Source organism: Polaromonas sp. P2_G11, assembly GCF_056403595.1.
In genome coordinates this window covers 14,104-29,238 of the sequence record NZ_JBFUFE010000007.1, presented here as the reverse complement: position 1 = coordinate 29,238, position 15,135 = coordinate 14,104, and the positions used below count along the sequence as shown (strand labels likewise).

At 62.2% G+C, this 15,135-nt stretch carries 17 protein-coding genes; 13 read left to right on the top strand and 4 right to left on the bottom strand.

The features are described 5' to 3' along the window. Positions 1–57 precede the first annotated feature (57 nt). The 5 genes from rbfA (at position 58) to AC1DWQ_RS22560 (ending at position 5,641) form a co-directional block, all read left to right on the top strand. Positions 58–426, top strand: a complete 369-nt coding sequence (rbfA, locus tag AC1DWQ_RS22580; protein ID WP_457282766.1) for a 30S ribosome-binding factor RbfA — start codon at positions 58–60, stop codon at positions 424–426. Between the two features lie 90 nt (positions 427–516). Further along, a complete protein-coding gene (truB, locus tag AC1DWQ_RS22575; protein WP_477671650.1) occupies positions 517–1,572 on the top strand; it encodes a tRNA pseudouridine(55) synthase TruB in 1,056 nt (351 codons plus the stop codon). Positions 1,573–1,606: 34 nt separating this feature from the next. Continuing rightward, on the top strand, positions 1,607–3,433 hold the full coding sequence (typA, locus tag AC1DWQ_RS22570; protein ID WP_477671649.1) for a translational GTPase TypA: 1,827 nt from the start codon (positions 1,607–1,609) through the stop codon (positions 3,431–3,433). Positions 3,434–3,653: 220 nt separating this feature from the next. After that, positions 3,654–4,529 carry a DMT family transporter gene (locus AC1DWQ_RS22565; protein WP_477671648.1) on the top strand — a complete coding sequence of 292 codons (876 nt, stop codon included), beginning with the start codon at positions 3,654–3,656 and terminating at the stop codon, positions 4,527–4,529. Beyond that, the gene (locus tag AC1DWQ_RS22560) at positions 4,526–5,641 is read left to right on the top strand and encodes an enoyl-CoA hydratase/isomerase family protein (RefSeq protein WP_477671647.1); all 1,116 of its coding nucleotides are present in this window, start codon (positions 4,526–4,528) and stop codon (positions 5,639–5,641) included. Before AC1DWQ_RS22565 ends, AC1DWQ_RS22560 begins: the two co-directional genes overlap by 4 nt. Before the next feature lie 9 nt (positions 5,642–5,650). Here the strand turns inward: AC1DWQ_RS22560 and AC1DWQ_RS22555 are convergent, their stop codons facing one another. Then, on the bottom strand, positions 5,651–6,025 hold the full coding sequence (locus AC1DWQ_RS22555) for a COG4315 family predicted lipoprotein (protein ID WP_477671646.1): 375 nt from the start codon (positions 6,023–6,025) through the stop codon (positions 5,651–5,653). Positions 6,026–6,156: 131 nt separating this feature from the next. After that, the gene (gene smpB, locus AC1DWQ_RS22550; RefSeq protein WP_457282772.1) at positions 6,157–6,690 is read right to left on the bottom strand and encodes an SsrA-binding protein SmpB; all 534 of its coding nucleotides are present in this window, start codon (positions 6,688–6,690) and stop codon (positions 6,157–6,159) included. A gap of 79 nt (positions 6,691–6,769) precedes the next feature. Between smpB and AC1DWQ_RS22545 the strand changes: the two genes are divergently transcribed. After that, complete coding sequence (locus AC1DWQ_RS22545; RefSeq protein ID WP_457282773.1) at positions 6,770–7,216, top strand: type II toxin-antitoxin system RatA family toxin; 447 nt, start codon at positions 6,770–6,772, stop codon at positions 7,214–7,216. Beyond that, the gene (locus AC1DWQ_RS22540; protein WP_477671645.1) at positions 7,203–7,562 is read left to right on the top strand and encodes an RnfH family protein; all 360 of its coding nucleotides are present in this window, start codon (positions 7,203–7,205) and stop codon (positions 7,560–7,562) included. Before AC1DWQ_RS22545 ends, AC1DWQ_RS22540 begins: the two co-directional genes overlap by 14 nt. Before the next feature lie 45 nt (positions 7,563–7,607). Here the strand turns inward: AC1DWQ_RS22540 and AC1DWQ_RS22535 are convergent, their stop codons facing one another. Continuing rightward, positions 7,608–8,147, bottom strand: coding sequence for a DUF4124 domain-containing protein (locus AC1DWQ_RS22535; protein WP_477671644.1), 540 nt, complete (start codon positions 8,145–8,147; stop codon positions 7,608–7,610). Between the two features lie 166 nt (positions 8,148–8,313). Between AC1DWQ_RS22535 and guaB the strand changes: the two genes are divergently transcribed. The 6 genes from guaB (at position 8,314) to tadA (ending at position 14,495) form a co-directional block, all read left to right on the top strand. Further along, the gene (gene guaB, locus AC1DWQ_RS22530) at positions 8,314–9,783 is read left to right on the top strand and encodes an IMP dehydrogenase (protein ID WP_477649390.1); all 1,470 of its coding nucleotides are present in this window, start codon (positions 8,314–8,316) and stop codon (positions 9,781–9,783) included. 71 nt (positions 9,784–9,854) lie between these two features. After that, on the top strand, positions 9,855–11,474 hold the full coding sequence (gene guaA / locus AC1DWQ_RS22525; protein ID WP_477671643.1) for a glutamine-hydrolyzing GMP synthase: 1,620 nt from the start codon (positions 9,855–9,857) through the stop codon (positions 11,472–11,474). Positions 11,475–11,494: 20 nt separating this feature from the next. Next, entirely contained in the window at positions 11,495–12,079 is a 585-nt protein-coding gene (locus AC1DWQ_RS22520) for a 2'-5' RNA ligase family protein (protein WP_477671642.1), read from the top strand. An 80-nt stretch (positions 12,080–12,159) separates the two neighbouring features. Beyond that, positions 12,160–12,798, top strand: coding sequence for an FMN-binding negative transcriptional regulator (locus AC1DWQ_RS22515; RefSeq protein WP_477671641.1), 639 nt, complete (start codon positions 12,160–12,162; stop codon positions 12,796–12,798). A gap of 1 nt (position 12,799) precedes the next feature. Continuing rightward, positions 12,800–13,027: a hypothetical protein gene (locus tag AC1DWQ_RS22510; RefSeq protein WP_457282780.1), complete on the top strand. Its 228-nt coding sequence runs from the start codon at positions 12,800–12,802 to the stop codon at positions 13,025–13,027. Positions 13,028–13,091: 64 nt separating this feature from the next. Beyond that, positions 13,092–14,495: a tRNA adenosine(34) deaminase TadA gene (gene tadA, locus AC1DWQ_RS22505; protein WP_477671640.1), complete on the top strand. Its 1,404-nt coding sequence runs from the start codon at positions 13,092–13,094 to the stop codon at positions 14,493–14,495. Here tadA and AC1DWQ_RS22500 read toward each other — a convergent pair. After that, complete coding sequence (locus tag AC1DWQ_RS22500) at positions 14,479–15,087, bottom strand: trimeric intracellular cation channel family protein (protein ID WP_477671639.1); 609 nt, start codon at positions 15,085–15,087, stop codon at positions 14,479–14,481. The genes tadA and AC1DWQ_RS22500 overlap by 17 nt on opposite strands. Positions 15,088–15,135 lie beyond the last annotated feature (48 nt).

Here is a 15,135-nt window from a genome sequence, read left to right as displayed (position 1 = left end):
CGGCTGGCCGGCAGCCCCTGGCTGCCAGCCTTTCCGCAGACCCCACCATTTTTTGACATGCGTAAAAAATCATCCACCCCGAATCGCGGTTTTCGCGTCGCCGATCAGATCCAGCGCGATCTGACGGAGCTGATCGCGCGCGAACTCAAAGACCCGCGGGTCGGGATGGTGACCGTGCAGGCCGTCGAGGTGACGGCCGACTATGCGCATGCCAAGGTGTTTTTCAGTGTGCTTGTCGGCGACCCGAAAGAGTGCGAAGAAGCGCTCAACCAGGCCGCCGGTTTCCTGCGCAACGGCCTGTTCAAGCGGTTGATGACGCACACCGTGCCGACGCTGCATTTCCACTTCGACCGCACGACCGAACGTGCGGCCGACATGAACGCCTTGATTGCCAAGGCGGTTTCTTCCCGCGCCCAAGACGACTGAGTTCGCGCCGTTCCCCTTGATGACAGGTTCAGGGACAACGGTGCCAACGACGCGCCCGGGCCAGCCCGGGCGTTGAGCCTGTCGGAATTTATGACGCAAACCTCTTCTCATCGCCAGAAAATCCAGCGACGTCCCGTGCATGGCGTGCTGCTGCTCGACAAGCCGCTGGGCCTGTCGAGCAATCAGGCCTTGCAGAAGGCCAAATGGCTGCTGCGCGCCGACAAGGCCGGCCACACCGGAACGCTTGATCCGCTGGCCACCGGCGTATTGCCGTTGTGCTTTGGCGCGGCCACCAAGTTCAGCCAGATCCAGCTCGACGCCGACAAGACATATGAAGCGGTGCTGCTGCTGGGCCAGAAAACCACCACGGCCGATGCCGAAGGCGACGTGATTGAAACCCGGCCCGTGCCCGAGATCACACCAGCCTTGCTGGAGTCGCTGACGGACCGTTTCACCGGCCCGCAGGCACAGGTTCCGCCCATGTACTCGGCACTCAAAAAAGACGGTAAGGCGTTGTACGAATACGCCCGCAAGGGGCAAGAGGTGGAGCGGGAAGCCCGCCACATCACGATTTTCAAACTGACTATGGCTGTGGCCCAGGACAGCCGTGCGCAAGCCGCTATCAAAATCATAGTGACCTGCAGCAAGGGTACCTATATCCGCACGCTCGGTGAAGACATTGGCGAAGCCATTGGCTGCGGTGCGCATCTCGGATCGCTCAGGCGGCTGGAGACCGGCGGCTACACGGCGCAGCAGTGCGTGACCTTGCCGGCCCTGGAAGCCATGACCGAGCCCGAGCGCGAAGCCTGCCTGCTGCCGGCGCAGTCGCTGGTGTCGGCGTACCCGTCTGTCACATTGGACGCCGACAATGCAGGGCGGTTTTTAAGTGGTTTGCGCCGCCGGGGTGAACCCGGGCAGTGGGGCGCCGATGCGCCGCTGGTGCAGGTCTATGGCACCGAGCCGCCGGCGTTCCTGGGCTCGGCCCATGTCACGGCCGACGAATTGATTCCGCAGCGTTTGCTGAGCCCGATTGAAATACAGGACATTTTGCAAGCCGCCTCCAAGGCCACCGTGCCGGCCGAACGTTCCGCACCCGATTTCGCTGCCGCGCCCACAGGCGTTGCGGCTTCTTCTTTCCAACATTAACCCGTACCGTTTCGAGTCTTCCTGAAAGCCAACCATGAGCCATAACCAAATCCGCAATATCGCCATCATCGCCCACGTTGACCATGGCAAAACCACCATGGTTGACCAGCTGCTGCGTCAGTCCGGCACCTTTGCCGAGCACGAAAAAGTGGTCGACACCGTGATGGACAACAACGCCATCGAAAAAGAACGCGGCATCACCATCCTGGCCAAGAACTGCGCCGTGACCTGGGAAGGCACGCACATCAACATCGTCGACACCCCGGGCCACGCCGACTTCGGCGGTGAAGTGGAGCGCGCGCTGTCCATGGTCGACGGTGTGGTGCTGCTGATCGATGCGCAGGAAGGCCCCATGCCCCAGACGCGTTTTGTGACCAAGAAGGCCCTGGCCCTGGGCCTCAAGCCTATCGTGGTGGTCAACAAGGTCGACAAACCGGGCGCCAATCCCGACAAGGTCATCAACGCCGCTTTCGACCTGTTCGACAAGCTGGGCGCCACCGACGAGCAGCTCGATTTCCCGGTGGTGTACGCCTCCGGCATCAACGGATGGTCCTCGCTCGAAGAAGGCCCGCCGAACGAGCAGTGGGGCCCCGACATGTCGGCGCTCTTCAACACCATCCTGAAGCATGTGCCTGCGCAAAAGGGCGACCCTGCCGCGCCGCTGCAGCTGCAGATTTCCGCTCTCGACTTTTCGACCTTCGTCGGCCGCATCGGCGTCGGCCGCATCAGCCAGGGCACGATCAGGCCCATGATGGACGTGGTGGTCATGGAAGGCCCGGACGGCAAGGCCGTCAAAGGCCGCGTCAACCAGGTGCTGACCTTCCAGGGCCTCGAACGCGTGCAGGCCACAGAAGCCGGCCCGGGCGAAATCGTGCTGATCAACGGCATTACCGACATCGGTATCGGCGTGACGATCACGGACCCGACCAACCCCGCGCCGCTGCCCATGCTCAAGGTTGATGAACCGACCCTGACCATGAACTTCTGCGTCAACACCAGCCCGCTGGCCGGCCGCGAAGGCAAGTACGTCACCAGCCGCCAGATCTGGGACCGCCTGCAAAAGGAACTGCAGCACAACGTGGCCCTGCGCGTCAGCGAAACCGACGAAGAAGGTATCTTTGAAGTCATGGGCCGGGGCGAGTTGCACCTGACCATCCTGCTGGAAAACATGCGCCGCGAAGGTTTCGAAATGGCCGTGTCCAAGCCGCGTGTCGTGATGAAGGAAGTCAACGGTGAAAAGCACGAGCCTATCGAGCTGGTCACCGCCGACATCGAAGACCAGCACCAGGGCGGCGTGATGCAGGCGCTGGGCGAGCGCAAGGGCGAGCTGGTGAACATGGAGCCGGACGGCCGTGGCCGCGTGCGCCTTGAGTACCGCATCCCGGCGCGTGGCCTGATCGGCTTTACCAACGAGTTCCTGAACTTGACCCGTGGTTCCGGCCTGATTTCCAACATCTTCGACAGCTACGAAGCGCACAAGGGCGAAATCGGCGGCCGTAAAAACGGCGTGCTGATCTCCATGGACGACGGTGAAATCTTCACCTACGCCCTGGGCAAGCTGGACGACCGCGGCCGCATGTTTGTGCGCGCCAATGACCCGGTGTATGAAGGCATGATCGTCGGCATCCACAGCCGCGACAACGACCTCGTCGTTAACGCCACGCGTACCAAGCAGCTGACCAACTTCCGCGTCAGCGGCAAGGAAGACGCGATCAAGATCACGCCGCCTATCGAGCTCACGCTCGAATACGGTGTCGAGTTCATCGAGGACGACGAGCTGGTTGAAATCACGCCCAAGTCCGTCCGCCTGCGCAAGCGCCACCTCAAAGAGAGCGATCGCAAGCGCGCAGGCAGGTCTTGAAGAGCCCCCACGCTTTTCACTTCGTGTAATGCGCTGCCCCCCGAGGGGGCCGTTGCGCCTGCGGCCCGGCAAAGCCGGTTCCGCGGCCCCTGCTGGTATGAGACAGGGACTCGCCGGGCAGCGGGGTGAATCGCTTGAAATCAGGCCGCTGTGTGTGCAAGCTCCAGCGGCCTTTTTGACTTTTTATATTCGTATAACAGCCTGAATTGATTGCACGCCTATGAAACTCACGCATTCCAAAGCTGTCGTCCTGATGATTTTCGTGACCCTGATGTGGTCGATTGCGGGTGTGGTCACGCGTCACCTGGAGTCGGCACGCAGTTTTGAGGTCACGTTCTGGCGCAGCTTTTTCACGGTGGTCTCTTTGCTGGTGATCTTGCCGCTGTGGCAGGGCAGGGCGGTGTTCACCAAAATCCGCAACGGTGGCTCGGCGCTCTGGATTTCCGGTTTCTGCTGGAGCGTGATGTTCACGGCTTTCATGGTGGCGCTGACGCTCACCACGGTGGCCAATGTGCTGGTGACGATGGCGGTCAGCCCTTTCATCACGGCTTTGCTGGCGCGCGCGTTTATCGGCCACCGTATTCCGGGCCGCACCTGGCTGGCGATTGCCATGGCGGGTGCCGGTATTGCCTGGATGTACGGCGGGCAGATGGACCTTTCCAGTCACCTGGGCGGAACGCTGGTCGCCTTGATGGTGCCGCTGGCGAGCGCCAGCAACTGGACCGTGGTGCAGCACAGCCGTGCCCACGGCAAGAACATCGACCTGGTGCCTGCCGTGCTGGTGGGGGCGGTGATCTCAACGTTGGCCACCTTGCCCTTGTCGTTCCCGTTTTCCGCCACGCCACATGACGTCGGCCTGCTGGCCTTGCTGGGTCTGGTTCAGTTGGCCATCCCGTGCGTGCTGTCGGTGATGTGTGCCGGCGTTCTCAAGGCGCCGGAAGTCGCCCTGCTGGCGCTGTTGGAAGTGATTTTTGGTATTTTGCTGGCCTGGTTTGGCGCGGGTGAAGTACCTGGCCCGAGTGTGCTGACCGGCGGCGCGCTGGTGATAGGTGCGCTGGTGGTCAATGAACTGGTTGGATGGAGGCAGCGGGCATGAATACCGTCAGCAGAAACGATGTGCTGGTCGAGCGGCGCGGCAGCGCCGGGCTCATCACCCTGAACCGCCCCAAGGCGCTCAATGCGCTGTCGCTGGCCATGATCCGGGACCTGTCCGCCGCCTTGCTGGCCTGGCGTGACGACCCTGAGGTTCATGTGGTGGCGGTACGCGGCACCAACAAGAAGGGCCAGCCCGGCACGCCCGAAAGCCTCTTCGGCGGTTTTTGCGCGGGGGGCGACATCCGCTTCTTCCACCAGGCGGTTTTCGCGGGCGATTCTGCGCTGGAGGACTTCTTCACCGAGGAATATGCCCTCAACCACCTGATTCACAACTATCCAAAGCCCTACATCGCCTTTATGGACGGCGTGGTCATGGGCGGCGGTATGGGAATCAGCCAGGGCGCCAAGGTGCGCATCGTCACCGAGCACACCAAGATGGCCATGCCGGAAACAAACATTGGCCTGTTTCCGGACGTAGGCGGCGGCTACTTCCTGAGCCGCTGCCCGGGCCACGCCGGCGAGTACCTGGCACTCACGGGTGATGTGATTGGCGCGGACGACGCCATCGGCTACGGCCTGGCCGACGTGAAGCTGGATGCCGCCCGCCTGCCGGCGCTTTGGGACGCCCTGGGCAGCCGGACTTTCGCTTCAGCCGCTGAGGCCGAGCAGTGGATTGCTACTGAATTGATAGCTGGTTGCGCCCGTCCTCTGTTGGCTACCGGCCATTTTGATGCCTACTTTTCCTTGCCGAGGGTCAAGCACATCGTGGATGCGCTGGAAGCTTCAACCGACCCCTGGGCGCTGAAGACGGCCGCCACCTTGCGCAAGCGTTCGCCGCTGATGCTGCATGTGACACTGGAGCAGATCCGCCGTGCCCGCACCATGACACTGGCCGGCGACCTGCGCATGGAGCGTGACATGGTGTACCAATGCTTTCACCTGCGCCCGGGCGCGGCCAGCGAAACCGTCGAAGGCATACGTGCGCTGGCCGTTGACAAGGACTACAAGCCGCAGTGGATGCCCGCGCGCATCGAAGACGTGAAGCCCGGCATGGCCGATGCTTTTTTTGTCAGCCCCTGGACAGCGGACGAACACCCGCTGCGCGAGCTCTGAGTCGTTTGCTCAGGGACGGGCGACGTGCCAGGCATTCATGACGTTGTCGCCGGTCTTGTCCCCGGGCTTGGCGTCCTTGACCCAGTAGTACAGCGGCTTGCCCTTTATCGCCCACTGCCGGCTGCCATCATCACGGGTGATGATGGTGTAGTCGCCCAGCGGCTGGGCTGTCGCAGTGGGCACCAGGGGCGGCCAGTTGGCCGCGCATTGGCTATTGCAGACCGACTTGCCGCTACCGGCGGTGTCGCGGTCGAAGGTGTAAAGCGTCATGCCGTTGGGCCCGACCAGCACGCCATCGGCGACGGTAGCGGGATGTTTTGATGTCGTGGAAGCGCAGCCGCCCAGCAGGGCGGCGGTCAACAAGGCGGTCGTCAGGAATTTCATGGAAAAGCTCCGGTGAATAACAGCGGATGGCTGCACAAGCATAAACACCGGCAAATCCGGGCTTACTCGAAACATACTTCCACGATTTCCGGAGAAGGGCAAGCGGCGGATGCCGCGTTTTGGAGCAAGCCCTAGCGATTGCGCGACTTCATCGCGCGCTCAACCTCGCGCTTGCCTTCGCGGTCCTTGATAGTGTCGCGCTTGTCATGTTCGCCCTTGCCCTTGGCCAGGCCGATCTCGCATTTCACCTTGCCGGCTTTCCAGTGCATGTTCAGCGGCACCAGGGTGAAACCCTTTTGCTCGACCTTGCCGATCAGGCGGCGGATTTCTTCCTTGTGCATCAACAGCTTCTTGGTGCGCACCGAGTCAGGGCGCACGTGGGTAGACGCCGTGCCCAGCGGGTTGATCTGGCAGCCGATGATGAAGAGTTCGCCATTGCGAATGACGACATAGCCGTCGGTGAGCTGGACCTTGCCTTCGCGCAGGGATTTCACTTCCCAGCCTTCGAGCACCATGCCCGCCTCAAAGCGCTCTTCAATCTGGTAATTGAAAAGCGCTTTTTTATTGTCGGCAATGCGCACGGCGGCCGCCGCTGCCTTGGGTGAGAGATTGGCAGAGGGCGTTGCGGCCGTTTTTTTGGAGGAGGATGCTTCTTTGGTGGCCATGGATAAAAGGTAAGGGCGAAATCTGAAAAGTACAGAGCCCGCGAAGTGGCTAATACAATTGCGCCCAGCCCTCGATTGTATGAAAACCGTTCACAAGTCCGTTTTAATCTGGTACAGCGCCGCCGAAATGTTTGGGCTGGTCACTGATGTCGCAAGGTATCCCGAGTTTCTCCCTTGGTGTGACCAGGCCGCTGTGCTGGAGGAAGATGCGCGCGGCATGACAGCGAAGGTCGGCATCTCGTTGGCCGGGCTGACGCAAAGCTTCACTACCCGCAATACACACGAAAAAAACCGGAAAGTCAGCCTGAAACTGGTCGATGGCCCGTTTTCAAAGCTCGACGGCCACTGGGATTTCACGCCTGTCGGCAAGGCCGATGAAAGAGCCTGCAAGGTGGACTTCACGCTGCGTTATGACTTTGACAACGCCGCGCTGGCGGCACTGGTCGGTCCCGTTTTCGAAAAAATAGCGGGAAGCCTGGTGGATGCCTTTGTCAAAAGGGCTGAAGACGTCTATGGCGAAGCCTGAGGGCGGCGCGCCGCTCAAAGTCACCTTGGTCTATTCAGCGGCGCCGCGGCAGGTTCGCGAGTGGGCGCTGGAGCTGGCAGCGGGCACAACGGTGGCGCAGGCGCTTGCTGCGGCCGGGGTTTTGGATGAATTCCCGGAGTTGCAGCAGGGCGGCCGCCCGGTCGTCGGTATCTGGGGCCGTAAAACCACCTTGGGGCATGCGCTGCATGACCATGACAGGGTTGAGGTCTACCGCGGTCTTCGGGTGGATCCAAAGGTTGCGCGCCGCGAACGTTTCAGCCGGCAGGGCGCCAAAAGCGCGGGGCTGTTCGCTAAAAAAAGAGCGGGGGCGAAAGCCGGATACTAGCCGTGGCCGCCAGCGATGTTTGGCGAACACCGCAGAAGCTGTTTGTTATTTGCAGCTGCTATCAATGGCTTCCTGGACGCGCTTGACTTCGGCTGCGCGCTTCGTATCGTCCATACCTTCCCGTTCACCTTTGCCATTGACGGCAGTGATGCGTACGCCCGATTGCAATGTCGCCATGTTGCGCTTTGCATTGTCACAATTTTCGGCCTTGGCTTTGGCTATTTTCTCTTCTTCGGCCTTCTTCTTGGCGGCTTCTTCTGTCTCAGCCTGCTTCTTCTTGGCCTCAAGGTCCTTGTCCTTGCCGGACAACAGTCTGGGCGCGCTGGCTTTACCTGCTGGCGCAGACGCTGCCGGGGCAGCCGGATCGGCTGCGCTGGGAGCGGGATCAGCGGCTGCTGCCGTTCGCGCCATGCCACCTGGTCGCTTCAGGATGTTTTTTTCCAGAATGTCGGCGGGCGGCGAACGGTCGCTATAGACCTTGCGCCCGTCTTTATCGATCCACTGCCATTGGGCGAACGCTGTCAGCGAAAATGACCCGCAGGCGAGCGCCAGCAGGAGGGGGCGAAAAACGGATTGGAAGTGCATTTCGTGAGTGTAGCGCTGTGCTGTCCGGTTTTCGTGTGGCCGGCGGGTAAAGCGGCTTTTTTACAACCACTTGGCAGACAGGGACGAAGGCTGTGAAGGGCTGCTAGGGGTAAGTACCGACGGCGTGTGACGACAAGGGTACAATCGTATTTTTGGAGCCATCCCTATGCGCCTACTCGGCAAAGCGCTCACCTTCGACGACGTATTGTTGGTGCCAGCGTTCTCCCAGGTCCTGCCCAAGGACACTTCACTTTCCACCCAGTTCTCCCGAAATATCCGCCTGAACCTGCCGCTTGTGTCGGCAGCCATGGACACGGTCACCGAAGCCCGGCTGGCCATTGCCATTGCGCAGGAAGGCGGCATCGGCATTGTTCACAAAAACCTGACGCCCCAGCAGCAGGCAGCCGAGGTTGCAAAGGTCAAGCGTTACGAAAGCGGCGTGCTGCGCGACCCGGTGGTCATCACCCCCACGCATACCGTGCGCCAGGTCATGGCGCTCAGCGAGCAACTCGGCATTTCCGGCTTTCCCGTGATTGATGGGGGCAAGGTCGTCGGCATCGTCACCGGGCGCGACATGCGCTTCGAATCCCGCATGGATGTGCCGGTCAGCACCATCATGACACCGCGCGAGCGCCTGATCACCATTTCTGAAACCGCTTCATTGGCCGACGCCAAGGCCTTGTTGAACAAACACCGCCTCGAACGTGTGCTGCTGATTAACGACGATTTCGAGCTCAAGGGCCTGATCACCGTCAAGGACATCACCAAACAGACCACCTTTCCGAATGCCGCGCGTGACTTGCACGGCAAGCTGCGCGTGGGTGCCGCTGTCGGGGTGGGTGAGGGCACCGAAGAACGCGTCGAGGCGCTGGTCAAAGCCGGCGTCGACGCCATTGTGGTGGACACCGCCCACGGCCACAGCAAAGGCGTGCTCGACCGGGTGCGCTGGGTCAAGCAGAACTATCCCCAAGTTGATGTGATTGGCGGCAACATCGCCACCGGCGCCGCGGCACTGGCGCTGGTGGAAGCCGGCGCTGACGGCGTCAAGGTCGGCATCGGCCCCGGCAGCATTTGCACCACCCGCATCGTTGCTGGTGTGGGCGTGCCGCAGATCATGGCCATCGACAACGTCGCCACGGCTTTGCGCGGCACCGGCGTTCCGCTGATCGGCGACGGCGGCATCCGCTACAGCGGCGACATCGCCAAGGCCATCGCGGCCGGCGCCAACACGGTGATGATGGGCGGCATGTTCGCCGGCACTGAAGAAGCCCCGGGTGAAGTGATCCTGTTCCAGGGCCGCAGCTACAAGAGCTACCGCGGCATGGGCAGCATAGGCGCCATGCAGCAAGGCAGCGCCGACCGCTACTTCCAGGAGTCAAGCACCGGCAACCCGAACGCCGACAAGCTGGTCCCCGAAGGCATTGAAGGCCGCGTCCCCTACAAAGGCTCCATGGTCGCCATCGTGTTCCAGATGGCCGGCGGCCTGCGGGCCAGCATGGGCTACTGCGGTTGTCCCACCATCGAGGACATGCGTGACAAGGCCGAGTTCGTGGAAATCACTTCTGCAGGCATCCGTGAAAGCCATGTCCACGACGTGCAGATTACCAAGGAAGCGCCGAACTACCGGGCTGATTGAGCCTGAAAGCGGCCTGAGGCGTCTGATGAACCAGACGCCTTTTTCTTTTTTTGCCTTGGAGTAACACCCTCATGCAGCACCAGAAAATACTCATTCTTGATTTCGGCTCCCAGGTCACCCAGCTGATTGCCCGCCGCGTGCGCGATGCTCACGTGTTCTGCGAAGTCCACCCCTGCGACGTCAGCGATGACTGGGTCCGCGAATACGCCAAAGATGGCACGCTCAAGGGCATCATCCTGTCAGGCAGCCATGCCAGCATTTACGAAGAAACCACCGATAAGGCACCGCAAGCGGTGTTTGAGTTGGGCTTGCCGGTGCTGGGCATCTGCTACGGCATGCAAGCCATGGCGCACCAGTTGGGCGGTAAGGTCGAAGGCGGCCACAAGCGCGAATTCGGCTCCGCCGACGTGCGCGCCCGCGGCCACACGGCGCTGCTCAAAGACATTGCCGACTACACCACGCCCGAAGGCCAGGGCATGCTCGATGTCTGGATGAGCCACGGCGACAAGGTCACTGAAATGCCGCCGGGCTTCAAGCTCATGGCCTCCACCGATTCCTGCCCCATTGCGGGCATGGCCGATGAAGACCGCCGTTTCTACGCGGTGCAGTTCCACCCCGAAGTCACCCACACCAAGCAGGGCAACGCCATCCTCAAGCGCTTCGTGCTCGATATTTGCGGTACCCGCCAGGACTGGGTCATGGGCGATTACATCAGCGAGGCGGTCGAGAAAATTCGCGCGCAAGTGGGCGACGAAGAGGTCATTCTGGGCCTCTCCGGTGGTGTTGACTCCTCAGTGGCTGCGGCGCTGATCCACCGCGCTATCGGCGACCAGCTGACCTGCGTGTTCGTCGACCATGGCCTGCTTCGCCTGAACGAGGGCGACATGGTCATGGAGATGTTTGTCGGCAAGCTGCACGCCAACGTGATCCGTGTCGATGCAAGCGACCAGTTCCTCGGCCACCTGGCAGGCGTCAGCGAACCCGAAGCCAAGCGCAAGATCATCGGCCGCGAGTTCGTTGAGGTGTTCAAGGCCGAAGCGGCCCGACTCAAGGCCGGCACCGGCGGCCACAAGGGCGCCAAATGGCTGGCCCAGGGCACGATTTACCCCGACGTGATCGAATCCGGCGGCGCCAAAAGCAAAAAAGCCGTCACCATCAAGAGCCATCACAACGTCGGCGGCCTGCCTGAGCAACTGGGTCTCAAGCTGCTCGAACCTTTGCGCGAGTTGTTCAAGGACGAAGTCCGCGAGCTGGGCGTCGCGCTTGGGTTGCCGCACGACATGGTGTACCGCCATCCGTTTCCCGGCCCCGGCTTGGGCGTGCGCATCCTGGGCGAAGTCAAGAAAGAATATGCAGACCTGCTGCGCCGTGCCGACGCAATCTTCATCGAAGAGCTGCGCAACTTCAAGGATGCCGCGACGGGTAAAACCTGGTACGACCTCACCAGCCAGGCCTTCACCGTCTTCCTGCCAGTCAAAAGCGTGGGCGTGATGGGCGACGGCCGGACTTACGACTACGTGGTGGCCCTGCGCGCGGTGCAAACCAGCGACTTCATGACGGCCGACTGGGCCGAGTTGCCCTACGCGTTGCTCAAAAAGGTCTCGGGCCGCATCATCAACGAAGTGCGGGGCATCAACCGCGTGACCTATGACGTCAGCAGCAAGCCGCCAGCGACGATTGAGTGGGAATGACTGGAGTGGAGGCCTGAGCCATGCCCGGGCAATCCGCATTACCCGGCTTTGACGATGCGCCGGCACCGACGGACCGGCTGTTTTTCGCGCTCTTTCCTGATGCTGAGACCGCTGAGCGCATTGCGCAGTGTGCCCGGCAATTGCGCACAGAACACGGTCTGCATGGAACGCCGCTGAAAACCGAACGTTTTCACATCACGCTGCATCATCTGGGCGATTACGTCGGCCTGCCCCAGGGGGTCGTCGAGATGGCAAGCCGGGCCGCTGCAGCGGTCAAGGCGGCACCGTTTTCTGTCACCTTTAACCGGGCCACGAGTTTCGCCAGTTCTCCGCGCAACCGGCCTTTTGTCCTGCGCGGTGACGCCGGCCTTGCCGACCTGATGGCGTTCCAGCGGGCGCTGGGCATTGAGATGACCAAGGCTGGGCTGGGGCGCTGGGCGAAACCGGCCTACACGCCCCATGTCACCTTGCTCTATGACGACCGCGCGGTGGCCGAACAAGCGGTTGAGCCCATCACCTGGACGGCCGGCGAGTTTGTCCTTGTGCGCAGCCTGATCGGCCAGACGCTGCACGTTCCACTGGCCCGCTGGCCATTGCGCCCCTGAGCCCGCGGTAACAGATTCCGGGGAAATTTCCGGCTGATCAAGCCGCCGCCAAATCCGTTTTTTGGCCTATGCTTCAGCCCATGTACATGCCGCCCCAATTCAAAGGCGACCGCGCAAAGGCTGCGGCGCTGATCCAGGAACACCCCTTTGCCAGCTTGATCAGTGTCGATGACGCTGGTCTTCCGTATGTCACGCATTTGCCCTTGCATCTGGAAGATCGCGGCGATCAGTTGGTGCTGCTGGGCCATGTGGCCAAGCCCAATGCGCACTGGCGCTACCTGCAGGCACGACCGCAGGCCGTGGCCACCTTTCTCGGGCCTCATGCCTACCTGTCGCCCAAGGTCTACCCGGATCTGGCGCGGGTGCCGACCTGGAACTACCTGGCCGTGCATTGCACCGTGCAGGCCACGCTGATCGAAGATCCCCTGGCAAAAGACCGCCTGCTTAAAAAGCTGATTGGCGACCATGAGCCACCTTACGCCGAGCAATGGCGTGGCCTGGGCGAAGAGTTTGCCCACAAGATGCTGGCCGGTATTGTGGCTTTTGAATTGCGGGTCACCGATCTTCAGTGCAAGGTCAAGATCAACCAGCACAGGCCCGAGTCCCACGCAGCGATGAAGGCCATTTACGCGGCCGGCAATGAAAACGAGCGCGGCCTGGCCAACTGGATGGCCCGCCTGGGCATGGCCGGCACAAGCAACACGTCAACGGAGGCCTGAAATGCGCGCCATGTTCAGCATCGTGAGCTTGTTGGTCGTGTTGGCCATCGTGGGGTTCCTGGTCAAGAAGCAGCTGGGCAGCCAACTGGCCGGCCCGCCGGCGGCCGGCGTGCCTGCAGTCTCTGGCGGCGCCACGCCGCAGGAACAAAGCCGGCAAGTGCAGCAGCAGGTCAAACAGTCCGTGGAAAGCCTGATGCAGCAGCCCCGGCCGTCGCAGGACGACAAGTAATTCAATAAGAAACAGGCTATGGCCCTTGCAGGACGAGCGCAAGCAGCTATTAAAATAATAGCAAATGAATGACATCATCTTCATGCAGCAGGCGCTTGCGCAGGCCCGTCAGGCAGCCGGGTCGGGTGAAGTGCCTGTGGGCGCAGTGGTGGTGCGGCGTGGCGAGATCATTGCCACGGGCCGTAACGCCCCGGTAGACGGGCACGACCCGACGGCCCACGCCGAGATCGTGGCGTTGCGCGCGGCGGCACAGGCGCTGGGCAACTACCGGCTGGACGATTGCGAGCTGTTCGTCACGCTGGAGCCCTGCGCCATGTGCAGCGGCGCCATGCTGCATGCCCGGCTCAAACGCGTGGTGTTTGGCGCGACCGACCCGAAGACCGGCGCCGCCGGTTCGGTCATCGACCTGTTTGCCGAGTCCCGGCTGAACCACCAGACCCAACTGCAGGGCGGGGTGCTGGCTGCGGAATGCAGCGCACTGCTGCAGGAGTTCTTTCGCCGGCGCAGGGATGAGCAGCGCGAGGCATCGCGGCTGGCCCATCCGCTGCGCGAGGATGCATTGCGCACGCCCGACGCCGCGTTTGATGCCCTGCCGGGCTATCCCTGGCCGCCCCGTTATGTGAGCGACCTGCCGGCGCTGCAGGGGCTGCGCATGCATTACCTCGACGAAGGCGGCGGTGAGAACAAAGTGGGGGGAGGCGGCCTGACCTTTCTGTGCCTGCACGGCAACCCGGCCTGGAGCTACCTCTATCGCAAGATGATCCCGCCGCTGCTGCAGGCCGGGCACCGCGTTGTAGCTCCGGACATGGTCGGGTTTGGCAAAAGCGACAAGCCCAAGAAGGACAGCTTTCATAGCTTCACCGCCCATCGCCAGATACTGCTCGAGTTGGTAGAAAAACTGGATCTGCAGAACGTCGTGCTTGTGGTGCAGGACTGGGGCGGTTTGCTGGGCCTGACGCTGCCGATGGTCGTGCCGCATCGCTACAAAGGCCTGCTGGTCATGAACACCATGCTGGGCACCGGGGATGCTCCCTTGCCTGCAGGCTTTGTGGCCTGGCGCGAGATGTGCGCCAGGAACCCCGGGTTTGATGTGGCGCGCCTTTTTGCGCGTGGCAATCCGCAGATGAGTCCCGCAGAGTGCGCGGCCTACAACGCGCCGTTTCCGGACAAAGGTCATCGCGCCGCGCTGCGCGCGTTCCCGCCCATGGTGCCGGATGCACCTGATGCCGACGGCGCCGCCATTTCACGCCAGGCGCGCGCGTTCTGGCACAACGACTGGCCCGGCCGGACATTGATGGTGGTGGGTGTACAAGACCCGGTGCTGGGCCCGCCCGTCATGAAGGAGCTGCAAGCCCTGATCCGCGGTTGCGGCGAGCCCTTGATGCTGCCGCGGGCCGGCCACTTTGTGCAAGAGCACGGTGAGCCGATTGCGCAGCAAGCAGTGCGGTTTTTCAGTCCGCCAGCTTGAAGACCGGTAAATGCCAGCCCAGGAAGATGGCGCTCAGCCGCAGCGCCGCCACGGCCACCAGCCCAATGCCGAACGCCCAGGAGGGTCTCAGGCCCAAGGTCTTCAGAGCCAGGTACAGCACAATTCCGGCAATCGCCGCGCTGGCATAAATGTCCTGTCGCAGCAGCAGGGGGATCTGGTTGCTGCAGATGTCGCGCATCACGCCGCCGGCCACACCGGTCATGGTGCCCATCAACACCACGATGATGGGCGACAGCCGCGCCGCCTCGGCCAGCTGCGCACCTGAAAGGGCAAACAGGGCCAGGCCGAAGGCATCGGCCACCAGCAGGGCCTGCGCAGGAATCGGCAGGAGCTGTACATACAGCACTGTGCCCAGTGCCGCCGCGCAGATCACCAGCAGGTAGGTGGGGTTGGCCATCCAGAACACCGGGTGGCGGTTCATCAGCAAGTCCCGCAGGGTGCCTCCGCCGATGGCCGTCAGCGAGGCCAGGACCAGCACACCCAGCAAATCAAGCTGCAGGCGTCCCGCCGCCAGTGCGCCACTCACTGAAAACACGGCAACGCCGAGGAGGTCAAGCAGGTAAAGGAGCATGGTTGACCCGTTTATACCTTCTGCAATCCGCGGCAGGGAGGGGGCGAG